Source organism: Sinorhizobium psoraleae (assembly GCF_013283645.1).
GTDB lineage: Bacteria > Pseudomonadota > Alphaproteobacteria > Rhizobiales > Rhizobiaceae > Sinorhizobium > Sinorhizobium psoraleae.
In genome coordinates this window covers 1,015,338-1,027,487 of record NZ_JABEKV010000001.1, presented here as the reverse complement: position 1 = coordinate 1,027,487, position 12,150 = coordinate 1,015,338, and the positions used below count along the sequence as shown (strand labels likewise).

12 protein-coding genes are annotated in these 12,150 nt (G+C 61.1%); 10 read left to right on the top strand and 2 right to left on the bottom strand.

Annotated elements, in window-relative coordinates; translation table 11 throughout:
- The first annotated feature begins 4 nt into the window (after positions 1-4).
- The 8 genes from ILFOPFJJ_RS04660 (at position 5) to ILFOPFJJ_RS04625 (ending at position 7,215) form a co-directional block, all read left to right on the top strand.
- Complete coding sequence (locus tag ILFOPFJJ_RS04660) at positions 5-838, top strand: carbohydrate ABC transporter permease (protein WP_173509363.1); 834 nt, start codon at positions 5-7, stop codon at positions 836-838.
- Positions 839-844: 6 nt separating this feature from the next.
- Positions 845-1,912, top strand: coding sequence for an ABC transporter ATP-binding protein (locus tag ILFOPFJJ_RS04655; RefSeq protein WP_173509362.1), 1,068 nt, complete (start codon positions 845-847; stop codon positions 1,910-1,912).
- Between the two features lie 229 nt (positions 1,913-2,141).
- Entirely contained in the window at positions 2,142-2,528 is a 387-nt protein-coding gene (locus ILFOPFJJ_RS04650) for a c-type cytochrome (protein ID WP_173509361.1), read from the top strand.
- A 144-nt stretch (positions 2,529-2,672) separates the two neighbouring features.
- Positions 2,673-3,515: a cytochrome c oxidase subunit II gene (locus ILFOPFJJ_RS04645; RefSeq protein ID WP_173510155.1), complete on the top strand. Its 843-nt coding sequence runs from the start codon at positions 2,673-2,675 to the stop codon at positions 3,513-3,515.
- Between the two features lie 141 nt (positions 3,516-3,656).
- Complete coding sequence (gene ctaD, locus ILFOPFJJ_RS04640) at positions 3,657-5,438, top strand: cytochrome c oxidase subunit I (protein ID WP_376741382.1); 1,782 nt, start codon at positions 3,657-3,659, stop codon at positions 5,436-5,438.
- Positions 5,435-6,133 (top strand): cytochrome c oxidase subunit 3, encoded by a 699-nt coding sequence (locus ILFOPFJJ_RS04635; protein ID WP_173509359.1) that lies wholly within the window; start codon positions 5,435-5,437, stop codon positions 6,131-6,133. The genes ctaD and ILFOPFJJ_RS04635 overlap by 4 nt, the downstream gene beginning before the upstream one ends.
- 10 nt (positions 6,134-6,143) lie before the next feature.
- On the top strand, positions 6,144-6,866 hold the full coding sequence (locus tag ILFOPFJJ_RS04630) for a heme-copper oxidase subunit III family protein (RefSeq protein ID WP_173509358.1): 723 nt from the start codon (positions 6,144-6,146) through the stop codon (positions 6,864-6,866).
- Between the two features lie 10 nt (positions 6,867-6,876).
- Positions 6,877-7,215, top strand: a complete 339-nt coding sequence (locus ILFOPFJJ_RS04625) for a cytochrome C oxidase subunit IV family protein (protein ID WP_173509357.1) — start codon at positions 6,877-6,879, stop codon at positions 7,213-7,215.
- 34 nt (positions 7,216-7,249) lie between these two features.
- Here the strand turns inward: ILFOPFJJ_RS04625 and ILFOPFJJ_RS04620 are convergent, their stop codons facing one another.
- Complete coding sequence (locus ILFOPFJJ_RS04620) at positions 7,250-8,257, bottom strand: serine hydrolase domain-containing protein (protein ID WP_173509356.1); 1,008 nt, start codon at positions 8,255-8,257, stop codon at positions 7,250-7,252.
- Positions 8,258-8,407: 150 nt separating this feature from the next.
- On the bottom strand, positions 8,408-9,346 hold the full coding sequence (locus tag ILFOPFJJ_RS04615; protein WP_376741394.1) for a sugar-binding transcriptional regulator: 939 nt from the start codon (positions 9,344-9,346) through the stop codon (positions 8,408-8,410).
- 223 nt (positions 9,347-9,569) lie between these two features.
- Between ILFOPFJJ_RS04615 and ILFOPFJJ_RS04610 the strand changes: the two genes are divergently transcribed.
- A complete protein-coding gene (locus tag ILFOPFJJ_RS04610; RefSeq protein WP_173510154.1) occupies positions 9,570-10,286 on the top strand; it encodes an HAD family hydrolase in 717 nt (238 codons plus the stop codon).
- A gap of 128 nt (positions 10,287-10,414) precedes the next feature.
- The gene (locus tag ILFOPFJJ_RS04605; RefSeq protein WP_173509354.1) at positions 10,415-12,043 is read left to right on the top strand and encodes an ABC transporter substrate-binding protein; all 1,629 of its coding nucleotides are present in this window, start codon (positions 10,415-10,417) and stop codon (positions 12,041-12,043) included.
- The last annotated feature ends 107 nt before the right edge of the window (positions 12,044-12,150 follow it).

The window sequence follows — 12,150 nt, the reverse complement described above, 5'->3', positions numbered from 1 at the left end:
ACCGATGCGCACCAAATCAGCCTTCCTCACCATTGCGCACCGCCTGGCGATCCTCGCCTATATCGCCTTTGCGCTCTTCCCCTTGTTCTGGCTGCTCAAGGTAGCGGTCACACCGAACGACCTGCTTTATACCGAGGGCGTTCGCCTCTGGCCGTCGCGCGCCAGTTTCGAGCATTTCGACTTTGTGCTCAGGCACAGCGCCTTTCCGGTCTTCTTCCGCAACAGCCTGATCGTCTCGGGCTCGACCGCGCTCATCGTGACGATCCTTGCCTCGCTCTCCGGCTATGCGCTCTCGCGCTTCCGTTTCCGCGGCAAGTACTGGCTGGTGACGTTGATGCTGCTTACTCAGATGTTCCCGCTGGTGATGTTGGTCGCGCCGATCTTCAAGATCCTGTCACCGATGGGGCTGACCAACAGCCTCACCGGCCTCGTGGTCGTCTACACGGCTTTCAACGTACCCTTCGCCACCTTCCTGATGCAGTCCTTCTTCGATGGCATTCCGAAGGATCTTGAGGAAGCGGCGATGATCGACGGCGCCACGCAATTCGTCGCCTTCCGCCAGATCATTCTGCCGCTGACGCTGCCCGGCATCGCCGCAACGCTCGGTTTCGTATTCACCGCCGCCTGGAGCGAACTGCTCTTCTCGCTGATGCTGATCTCCGGCAACGAGCAGGCGACCTTCCCGGTCGGGCTCCTCTCCTTCGTCTCGAAGTTTTCGGTCGATTTCGGACAGATGATGGCGGCCGGCGTGCTGGCATTGATCCCCGCCTGCCTCTTCTTCCTGCTCATTCAACGTTATCTCGTCCAGGGCCTCACGGCCGGCGCGGTCAAAGGCTGATTACCCATGGCTTCCATCGATATCGCCAATATCCAGAAATCCTACGGCATCCACCCGGTGCTGCACGACGTCGACCTCAAGATCCGCGACGGTGAGTTCGTCGTCCTCGTCGGCCCGTCCGGCTGCGGCAAGTCCACCCTCCTGCGCATGATCGCGGGGCTTGAAAGCGTGACGGCCGGCGAGATCCGGATTGCCGGCAAGCGGGTCAACGAACTTGCGCCGAAGGACCGCGACATCGCGATGGTTTTCCAGTCCTATGCGCTCTACCCGCATATGTCGGTCGAGAAGAACATGAGCTACAGCTTGCGCCTTCGTAAGACGGCCAAGGACAGAATCACGACCGTCGTTTCCGGCGCCGCCGCCAAGCTCGGTCTCGAACCCCTGCTGGAGCGCCGCCCGCGTGCGCTCTCTGGCGGCCAGCGCCAGCGCGTCGCCATGGGGCGCGCGATCGTCCGCCAGCCGAAGGCTTTTCTCTTCGACGAGCCGCTCTCCAACCTCGACGCTCGCCTGCGCGAACAGATGCGCGCCGAGATCAAGAAACTGCACAAGGACCTCGGCGCCACGTCGATCTACGTGACGCACGACCAGATCGAGGCGATGACGCTGGCCGACCGCATCGTCGCCATGAATGCCGGCGTGGTCCAACAGGTGGGAAGCCCGCTCGAACTCTACGACCGACCCGCCAATCTCTTCGTTGCAGGCTTCATCGGCTCCCCCGGCATGAACTTCTTCGAGGGCACATACCGTGCCGGAGAAAGGCCGAGCTTCGAGACGGAGAGCGGCGTCAGCATTCCGCTCGATGCGTCCGCCTCGGCCGCGGACAATGCCAAGGCGACGCTCGGCATCCGTCCCGAGCACGTCGTGCTTGCGGGGCACGGCCCGGACAGCCTGCTCGCGACGGTGGAACTTGTCGAGCCCACCGGCTTCGGCATCATCCTGCACCTGTCGCTCGGCCGGACAAGCTTCAAGGCCTTCACCAATGACCGGTCGTTTCTGACGACCTCCGGCACGATCCCGGTCCACTTTCCCGCGCACTACCTGCATTTCTTCGACGTGGCGGGAAACCGCGTCTGACCCGGCGCGGCGTCGCGGAAGCCGTCAAGGAGCGCATCTCCCGGGCCTTGGCACCGCTGGACGCGCCCCGACATGGCAATTGACTTCTGCCAAGCGGGCCTTAGTTTTGTTCTTGTCGCAAGTATCAACCGCCCTCGGCGCGCCACCATTGAGAGAAGCAAGCACCGCCAATACGACGAATTGACGATAGTCCTCCTTGCCCCGCGCCCGGCGAAATTGAGGAAGTGTCATGCGAATTTCTGTTGTTGCCCTCTCCTTTTCGGCACTCTCACTCTGTCCCGTGACGGCCCTCGCGCAAGAGGGTGACGCCGAGGCCGGCGCGGTCGTCTTCAAGAAATGCTCGGTCTGTCACGTCGTCGACAAAGACACCAACAAAGTCGGCCCATCGCTCAATCATGTCATGGGCAGGACAGCCGGCACGCATCCCAATTTCCGCTATTCAACGGCTATGGTCGAGGCCGGCAAGGGCGGCTTGGTCTGGGATGAGGCGACGCTGCGTGAATACCTCCAGAATCCGAAGGCAAAGGTGAAAGGAACCAAGATGGTCTTTCCCGGCCTGAAGGAAGAAGCCGATATCTCGAACGTGATTGCCTACCTCAAACAACATTCTCAATAGCCAAAACTCACGCGCGAAAGGGAACCTGACAACAACCCTTTCGGGCGATTTGCGACTATTTTCCGTTCGTGCAATAATCGTGATCGGAACTCTGCGGATTGCGTATTCATGCCCACAGCCGATCACGGCGAGGAGGGACAAGAAATGGCCGTGGTGGTGATTCTGGTGTTGTTGGCCGCCGGATCAGTGTTGTTCCATTTGTTGAGTCCCTGGTGGTGGACACCAATCGCCTCCAACTGGAATTACATAGACAATACCCTGATCATAACCTTCTGGATTACCGGCTTCGTCTTCGTCGCGGTCGTCCTGTTCATGGCCTATTGCGTTCTGCGCTTCCGCCATCGCCCGGGCAATCAGGCCGCTTACGAACCCGAAAACAAGCGGCTTGAAGGCTGGCTCGCGATGAGCACGACGGTTGGCGTCATCGCAATGCTCGCGCCCGGCCTGTTCGTCTGGAACCAGTTTGTCACCGTCCCGGCGGAGGCCACGGAAGTCGAAGTGGTCGGCCAGCAGTGGTTGTGGAGCTTCCGGCTGCCGGGCGCGGACGGAAAGCTCGGAACATCGGAAACCCGGGACGTCGCGCCCGAGAACTCCCTCGGCCTCAACCGCAACGACGCGGCCACTCTGGACGACCTCATTATAGAAGGCGGCGAGTTGCACCTGCCGATCGGCAAACCGGTCAAGGTCCTTCTGCGCTCGGTCGACGTCCTGCATGATTTCTATGTGCCGGAATTCCGCGCCAAAATGGACATGGTGCCCGGCATGGTAACCTATTTCTGGTTCACGCCGACGCGGACGGGCACGTTCGAGATCCTCTGTGCCGAGCTCTGCGGCGTTGGCCATCCGCAGATGCGCGGCACGGTGGTGGTCGACACCGAGGCCGATTACCAGACGTGGCTCGCCGAGCAGCAGACTTTTTCGCAATTGACGGCATCGGCCGCTGGGAGCCCGACGGCAGCCACGGCCGACGCCTCGTCGGCGCAATAGGAGGCGCCAGGACAGAACACTACGGCGCCGGGCGTCTTAATCAGATGCACAGGGTCGCTGTAGCACTTTGAATTACTGCATGTTTTTGCCCCTGAATCGGCTCCGGTTTGAGGAAGCATGCGGTAGGGAACGGGGAGGAACATGATGGTCGACGTCCGGTCAGGTATTGGCGAGGCGGTCCCGCCCGCCGAAGTCGAGGATGTTGAACTTTATCATCCGCACAGCTGGTGGACCCGATACGTTTTCAGCCAGGACGCGAAGATCATCGCCATCCAATATTCGACGACCGCAATCGCCATAGGCATGGTCGCGCTGGTGCTCTCCTGGTTGATCCGCCTGCAACTCGGCTTTCCCGGCACCTTCGAACTGATCGATGCGGAACGCTACTACCAGTTCATCACCATGCATGGAATGATCATGGTGATCTATCTGCTCACCGCGCTCTTCCTCGGCGGCTTCGGCAACTATCTCATTCCGCTGATGGTCGGCGCTCGCGACATGGTCTTTCCCTACGCGAACATGCTGAGCTATTGGATCTATCTGCTCGCGGTGCTGGTGCTGGCCGCAAGCTTCTTCGCGCCCGGCGGACCGACTGGAGCGGGCTGGACGCTTTATCCGCCGCAGGCGATCCTCTCCAACACACCGGGCGGCAGGGACTGGGGCATCATCCTCATGCTCTCTTCGCTGATTATCTTCATCATCGGCTTCACGATGGGCGGCCTCAATTATGTCGTCACGGTCCTGCAGGGCCGGACCCGTGGCATGACGCTGATGCGCATGCCGCTGACGGTCTGGGGCATCATCACCGCCACGGTCATGGCGCTCCTCGCCTTCCCGGCGCTGTTCGTCGCCTGCGTCATGATGCTCTTCGACCGCCTGCTCGGTACGAGCTTCTTCATGCCGGCGATCGCCGAGATGGGAGAGCAGTTGGAATATGGCGGCGGCAGTCCGATCCTGTTCCAGCACCTCTTCTGGTTCTTCGGCCATCCGGAAGTCTATATCGTCGCCCTGCCCGCTTTCGGCATAGTTTCCGATCTCATCAGCACCCATGCCCGCAAGAACATCTTCGGCTACCGGATGATGGTCTGGGCGATCGTCATCATCGGCGCGCTCTCCTTCGTGGTCTGGGCGCACCATATGTATGTCAGCGGCATGAACCCGTATTTCGGTTTCTTCTTCGCGACCACGACCCTGATCATCGCCGTGCCGACGGCAATCAAGGTCTACAATTGGGTGCTGACGCTTTGGCGCGGCGACATTCACCTGACATTGCCGATGCTTTTCGCGCTCGCCTTCATCGTCACGTTCGTCAATGGCGGGCTGACCGGCCTCTTCCTCGGCAATGTCGTCATCGATGTGCCGCTCTCCGATACCATGTTCGTGGTGGCGCATTTCCACATGGTGATGGGCGTTGCGCCGATTCTCGTCATCTTCGGCGCGATTTACCATTGGTATCCCAAGGTCACCGGACGCATGCTCAACGAGGCGCTCGGTCAACTGCATTTCTGGATCACCTTCCTTGGTGCCTATGCGATCTTCTTCCCGATGCACTATCTCGGCCTTGTTGGCGTGCCGCGGCGATACCACGAGCTTGGCGATGCGTCGTTCGTGACGGACTCCGTTCACAGCCTCAACGCGTTCATCAGCGTCGCAGCGCTCATCGTCGGCGCGGCCCAGATCGTCTTTCTCTTCAACCTGGTCTGGAGCCTGCGCCATGGCAGAGAGGCCGGCGGCAATCCCTGGCGCGCAACGACGCTCGAATGGCAAACACCCGAAACGCCGCCGCCCCACGGCAACTGGGGCAAGGAACTGCCGATCGTCTATCGCTGGGCCTACGACTATAGCGTCCCGGGCGCGCCCGAGGACTTCATTCCGCAGAACCAGCCGGCGCCCGGACGCATGTCCCATGAGGCCACTTTATGACGGTCGTGATGGTCTTCCTGGCGGTCATCGCCGTCATCATCGCCTGGTGGCTGGCACAGCAGCGACTGGCCTCGAAACCGTGGCTGGAAGTTGGGCACACGCACGACCACCGTGGCATCGAGCCGGTGCCGGCCGCCAAGATCGGTCTCGGCGTCTTTCTCGCGGTCGTCGGCGCGCTCTTCACGCTTTTCATCAGCGCCTACTTCATGCGCATGGCCTCGTCCGACTGGTCGCCAATGCCGCTGCCGCGCTTCCTCTGGATCAATACCGGCGTTCTCGTCTTGAGCAGCGTGACCCTGCATTGGGCAAAGGTCGAAGCCGAGCGGCGGAACGACGAAGCGGCACGGACCAGTCTGCTCGTCGCGCTCGCCGCTGGCCTCGCCTTTCTCGTTGGACAGCTTTTCGCCTGGCGAGCGCTCTCTTCGGCCGGCTACCTCTTGAGCGGCAACCCAGCCAACAGCTTTTTCTACATGATCACCGGAATGCACGGCCTGCACATCGTCGGCGGACTTGCGGCGCTGGGGCGCGTCGCGCTGCGCACATGGGACGCGCCGATCGACCGGCGGACGCGTCTCGCGATCGGGCTCTGCGCCACGTATTGGCATTTCATGCTGGCCGTCTGGGTGGTTCTCTTCGCCCTCTTTTCCGGTTGGGCCAACGACGTCGTCGACCTCTGCCGTCAATTGCTGACATAGGAACGCTGACATGTCTGCTCCGCTAAAGCCGTCTGCCTTGGAACCGCTGCCCCGCTCGTCCGGCCTCGCCGGCTTTGCCTCCGACTGGGCCTCGGACCAGCGGGCATTCAAGAACGTCTCCTGGGGAAAGGCCATGATGTGGATCTTTCTCCTGAGCGATACGTTCGTCTTCGGCTGCTTCCTGATCGCCTACATGTCGGCGCGCATGTCGACAACCGTGCCCTGGCCGAACCCGAGCGAGGTCTTCGCGCTGGAGATCGGCGGCGTCCATGTGCCGCTGATCCTTATCGCGATCATGACGTTCGTCCTCATCTCCAGCAGCGGCACCATGGCGATGGCCGTCAATTACGGTTACCGCCGCGACCGGCGCAAGACGGCCGCTTTGATGCTTCTGACGGCGCTGTTCGGCGCCACTTTCGTCGGCATGCAGGCCTTCGAATGGTCGAAGCTCATTGCTGAAGGCGTGCGGCCCTGGGGCAACCCCTGGGGAGCGGCGCAGTTCGGCTCGACCTTCTTCATGATCACCGGCTTTCACGGCACCCACGTCACGTTCGGCGTGATTTTCCTGCTGATCATTGCCCGCAAGGTCTGGCGCGGCGATTTCGATACGGAGCGGCGCGGTTTCTTCACCAGCCGCAAAGGTCACTACGAAATCGTCGAGATCACCGGCCTCTACTGGCACTTCGTCGATCTGGTCTGGGTCTTCATCTTTGCATTCTTCTATCTTTGGTGAGGAGGGCATCATGGCTCCGGTAGAGGCGCATGCCGAGCAGCAGCAACACCACCCGATCAAGCTCTATCTTCTGGTCTGGGGACTGTTGTTCGTCCTCAGCGCTTTCTCCTACATGGTGGACTACCTCGGCCTCGAGGGTTATCTGCGCTGGTCGCTGATCCTGATCTTCATGATGCTCAAGGCCGGTCTCATCGTCGCTGTGTTCATGCACATGGCCTGGGAGCGCCTCGCGCTGACCTACGCGATCCTGCTGCCGCCCCTCCTCGTATTGGTTTTCGTGGCACTGATGGTGTCGGAATCGAACTACGTGCTCTTCACCCGGCACGCGTTCTTCGGCGCGGGACAGTGAAGGCGCGGATGCCATTCCTGCGGTGGGCTCACCTTCAGGATGCGCGAACCGTTCTTACGATATCGGCCATGACGCCGTGCAGCGCGTCACGATAGCCATTGCGCGCCGAAGGTCCGCTCTCCGCCGAGGTCATCACCACGGTGAGCTGCAGCGACGGCACGATATAGAGCATCTGGCCGCCATATCCCCAGGCGAAATACACGTCCTCGCCGCCGATCTGCCGTCCGAACCAGCCGTAGCCATAGGCGTCGCCTGAGAAACGGGAATTGGTGCGCGCCTGCCATGAGAGATCGATCCAATCTTCCGGAACGATCTGCCGGCCTTCGGCCGTCCTGCCGCGATTGCGGTAAAGTTCTCCGAAAGCAAGCAGCGAGTGGGCGCTCATCGCCATCTGGTTGCCGCCGAGATAGATGCCCTGCGGATCGCGCTCCCAGGCGCCGATCCGGAAGCCTTCGACCGGTCCCAGCCATTCGCGCGCAAGCGCCAGGGTCGATTTGCCGCCGACTTTCGTCAGGATCGCCGAAAGGAGATGGGTAGAGGCCGTCGAATAAAGCATCCGCCCTCCCGGCTCGTCGTCAAAGGGCTGCGCGAGCGCAAAACGAACCCAATTGCGGCTGGAGACCCAGCGTCCATAGTTCGGCCCCGACATCCGCCCAAGTCCCGCCTGCATCGAAAGCAGGTTGCCGATCGTGATGTCGTTGATCCGCGGGTCCGGTGAAGCCGGCAGCTCGCTTTTCAGGATCGGCGCGATCTTCTGATCCGGCCCTTCGAGCAGACCCTTGTGGATCGCAATCCCGACAAGCGCCGATACGATAGCCTTCGATGCCGATTTGATATTGGTCGATTCCCGAGGCGTATGACCGCGATAGCCGCGTTCCGCGACGACCTTGCCGCCGCGGGCAATGACGACGGTTTTCAATGCATTCAGATCGTCGCGGGCAGCAAGGCCATCGAGCAGCGAAGGCACGGAGGGGACCTCCTGTGCGATCGCAAACGGCAGGAACGCCAAGAACGACAGAAATGCAGCAACCATCTTGATCATCGACGCACCCTAGGGTGGATGCTCGAGGAAATCATCACGCCGACCCCGAAGCTCACGTCGATGTGAAACCAGTTTATTGCGACTCCCGGCGGGCGACAGACCTCGCCCTCAAACTGGTTCGGCCATTGATCGAGCTGCCAGCGCGGCTGATCAACGGCCGACCTCCGCCGGGGGCTGCATGAGCAGCCAACGGGCGCTATCCGAGTCCGTAACGAGCGCCGTTGCCAAGCGCGCCTTCAGCGTGGCCAAGAGAATGGCGCGCTTATGGGATCCACCCGATGCGATTATGCGACAGGGAATGCCGCGATAGTCCGCAAGGTCTGGCGAGATGACCTGGCGGTTGAGCGGATGATCGACAGGTCTCCCCTCGGCATCGAGGTAGCGCCCGAGCAAATCGCCCACGGCACCGGTCGCAACAAGCTCCCGTATGTCGCTTTGCAACGGCAGTCCGTAGCGGACCTGCAGGGACTGGTCGGAGACATCGCCGACGCTCAGGAAGGACATATCGACGTTTGAACTTTCCCGAAGCAGCTCCTGGAACACCGGCTGCGCGATGATGACATCGCGCGATTGCTCGCTGCTCGCATAGATCGGTGCCGCGAAATAGTGGCACTTGGCATTGAGAACCTCAGCGAAGCTACGCACGATTTCGAAGGTGTTGATTTCAGAACCGCGCGTCAGCCCACCCATCATGGAGCAGATTTCGATATGCGGCTCGTTCCTGGTCGTCAGATGTTGCACCGTCTCACGCAATGTCGCACCCCAGCCGACACCGATGGCCCCTGGTTTGCGGACCTGGATCAGGCGATCGAGGAAAGCGGCGGCGGCACGGCCGAGCACGGCATGCATCTGGCCAGAATCCGAGGGCGTAGGCACGACCACAGCTTCCTGGAGGCCGAAGCGGCTGCATAGCTGCGCTTCCAGTTCGACGCTCTCCGCAAGCGGGGAATTGAAGCTGACCCGCACGATGCCCTTGTGTAGCGCGGCGGCGAGCAGCTCATTCACCCGACGCCGCGTGAGGTTCATCCGTTCGCCGATCTCTGCCTGCGTGAGACCTTCCACGTGGTAGAGCCACGACGCCTTCACCATCAGTTCCTGGATGTCCAAGCTCAATTCCTCCTGAGCAAATGTCACACCGGCGTAACAATTGTAACCTAGAAGCAGCGCAACACGGTTGCTCGGTCGAAGACAATTCTCACGCCGAGCCAGCCGGTCAGCAACCGAATTGGAAAACGGCAATCCGAAACTCTTCGGGAGTTCGCCTTCCTGCATTCCAACATGCCCGCATAAACCACCAGGCACGTGCATCATGATGACCCCAGAACTGCTTATTTTCGACTGCGACGGCGTGTTGATAGACAGCGAACCTGTCGCAAGCCGTGTCTTTTGGAAGGCGTTGCAGAGCGCTGGCGCAACATTGTCCCACGCCGAGGTCCACAAGCGGTTCACCGGTTATTCGGAGGCGGATGCAAGAGACATTTGTATCCAGGAGTTGGGGCTTAAGGACGTCGACGGTATTTTTGCGGATGCCCGCGACAATCTCTACGCCGAGTTCGCCCGTTCGCTGGCGCCGATGCCGGGCATTGCAGAGCTCATCCGCTCCCTGCCGCACATGAAATGTGTCGCATCCAACAGCACGATGGAGCGCTTGGAGAACAGTCTCGGTCTCTTCGATCTCTGGGATGAATTCGCCCCGAACATCTTCAGCGCCGACATGGTCGCGCGTGCCAAGCCTGCGCCCGATCTCTTCCTGCTGTGTGCCGAAACCATTGGCGTCGACCCAGCCAAGTGCCTGGTGATCGACGACAGCCCTCACGGAATTGCCGGCGCCGTCGCCGCCGGAATGAGCGGGATCGGCTTCGTCGACCCTGCGGACCCTCGCGAGGGGCGTAGCGCGGTGCTCGCCGAGGCGGGCGCGACACTGGTCGCTACCGGCGTCGAGGAACTGTCGGCGGCCTTGAGCACCGTCTTTTCCGCAGCACCCGTTAATCCGGCCGAGCGCGCGGTGAAGATTCCAACGCCGGTATGACTGGCGCCCTCGCGGGTGCAGGCGATGTCACTGAAAATTCACAGGATTATCAAGAAGCCGACACCCGGAATGCACAAGACAGATTTCTGCGCTTTTTGAGTTGTCCCTTGTAGAAGGAGAGGATCCAGATGCTTTCAATCACCCGACGCAGCGCGCTTGGACTAATGGGAGCCACCGCCGGCAGCCTGATACTGCCGCGCATGGCCTTCAGCCAGGGCAAGCGCCCGTCCGTCACGATCGCCGTCCAGAAGATCACCAACAACAACACGCTCGACATCTGGAACGAACAGTCGAACGTCGGCGAGCGCATTTTCTTTCCCAATTTCTGGGAGGGCCTGATCCTGCGCGACTGGATGGGCAGCCAGGGTCCGGTCCCGGGTCTCGCCACCGAATGGAAGCGGATCGACGACAAGACGCTTGAACTCAAGCTGCGCCAGGGCGTCAAGTTCCACAATGGCGACGAACTGACCTCCGACGATGTCGTCTTCAGCTTCTCGGCCCAACGCCTCTTCGGCGATACGCAGCCCGCCGGCGGCAAGACGATCTTCGCCGATGAACACAAGCCCACGACGGCGAAGGAATTGCCTGCCTCCGTTCCGGGCATCGGCCGTCGTCTCTGGCCGGCGCTCGCCGGCGTCGAAGCGGTCGACAAGTATACCGTGCGCTTCCACAATGCGACACCGGACATCACGCTCGAAGGTCGCCTCTATGCATTCGGCAGCCAGATCGCAAACCGTCGTGCTTGGGACGAAGCTGCGACCTACGCCGATTGGGCCCGCAAGCCGGTCACGACCGGCCCCTATATGGTCGGCGAGTACAAGCCGGACGTTTCCCTGACGCTGGTCGCCTTTGACGAATATTGGGGTGGCCGCCCGCCGCTCGAAGAGATCCGTTTCGTGGAAGTTCCCGAGGTTTCGTCCCGTGTAAACGGTCTGCTCTCCGGAGAATATGATTTCGCCTGCGACCTGCCGCCGGATCAGATCGGCGCCGTTCGCGCCGCATCGGGCTTCGAGGTGCAGGGTTCCACCATTCTCAACCATCGCATTTCGGTCTTCAACGTACAGAATCCGGTGTTGGCCGATCCGCTCGTGCGCCGCGCCATGACGCATTCGATCGACCGCCAGGCGATCGTCGATGCGCTTTGGGCCGGCCAGACCGTGGTTCCGGACGGGCTTCAATTCTCGTCCTATGGCGACATGTTCATCAAGGACTGGAAAGCGCCCGAATACAATCCGCAACTGGCCCAGGACCTTCTGAAACAGGCGGGATACAAAGGTGATCCGATCCCCTTCCGCCTGCTCAACAACTACTACACCAACCAGACCGCCAACGGTCAGGTCATGGTGGAGATGTGGAAACAGGTGGGCCTGAACGTCGAGATCGAAATGAAGGAAAACTGGGGCCAGATCCACGATCCGTCCGGCGTCAAGGGCGTCCGCGACTGGTCGGCCTCGGCCAATATCAACGACCCGGTAACGCCGATGGTCGCCCAGTTCGGCCCGAACGGCGAAGTCCAGCAGAAGAAGGACTGGACCAATGCCGAGGCAAACGAACTGTCGGTCGTTCTGGAAACCAGCACCGATCCGGCCCTGCGCAAGAAGGCATTCGCCCGCATGCTCGAAATCTGCGAGCGCGAAGACCCGGTCTATCAGGTTCTGCACCAGAACGCCGTCTTCACCGGCATGAAGTCGTCGCTGAAGTGGAAGGCTGCTCCGGCCTTCGCAATGGACTTCCGCGCCAGCAACTGGACCATGTGATCCGCAAACAAAAAGACACCGGCGGCCCGAAGGTCCCGGTGTCTTTCCCCTTTTCAGCACGCGCCGTTGCGAACCGGAAGGCACGCAAGCGCGGACATCGAAGGAGG

Excerpts from the sequence above, each read along its gene's own strand:
- ILFOPFJJ_RS04615 (WP_376741394.1), bottom strand. The coding sequence starts at position 9,346 with ATGGTGAAGGCGTCGTGGCTCTACCACGTGGAAGGTCTCACGCAGGCA.
- ILFOPFJJ_RS04630 (WP_173509358.1), top strand. The coding sequence starts at position 6,144 with ATGTCTGCTCCGCTAAAGCCGTCTGCCTTGGAACCGCTGCCCCGCTCG.
- ILFOPFJJ_RS04650 (WP_173509361.1), top strand. The coding sequence starts at position 2,142 with ATGCGAATTTCTGTTGTTGCCCTCTCCTTTTCGGCACTCTCACTCTGT.
- ILFOPFJJ_RS04655 (WP_173509362.1), top strand. The coding sequence starts at position 845 with ATGGCTTCCATCGATATCGCCAATATCCAGAAATCCTACGGCATCCAC.
- ILFOPFJJ_RS04645 (WP_173510155.1), top strand. The coding sequence starts at position 2,673 with ATGGCCGTGGTGGTGATTCTGGTGTTGTTGGCCGCCGGATCAGTGTTG.
- ILFOPFJJ_RS04625 (WP_173509357.1), top strand. The coding sequence starts at position 6,877 with ATGGCTCCGGTAGAGGCGCATGCCGAGCAGCAGCAACACCACCCGATC.
- ILFOPFJJ_RS04635 (WP_173509359.1), top strand. The coding sequence starts at position 5,435 with ATGACGGTCGTGATGGTCTTCCTGGCGGTCATCGCCGTCATCATCGCC.
- ILFOPFJJ_RS04660 (WP_173509363.1), top strand. The coding sequence starts at position 5 with ATGCGCACCAAATCAGCCTTCCTCACCATTGCGCACCGCCTGGCGATC.
- ILFOPFJJ_RS04610 (WP_173510154.1), top strand. The coding sequence starts at position 9,570 with ATGACCCCAGAACTGCTTATTTTCGACTGCGACGGCGTGTTGATAGAC.
- ILFOPFJJ_RS04605 (WP_173509354.1), top strand. The coding sequence starts at position 10,415 with ATGCTTTCAATCACCCGACGCAGCGCGCTTGGACTAATGGGAGCCACC.
- ILFOPFJJ_RS04620 (WP_173509356.1), bottom strand. The coding sequence starts at position 8,257 with ATGATCAAGATGGTTGCTGCATTTCTGTCGTTCTTGGCGTTCCTGCCG.
- ctaD (WP_376741382.1), top strand. The coding sequence starts at position 3,657 with ATGATGGTCGACGTCCGGTCAGGTATTGGCGAGGCGGTCCCGCCCGCC.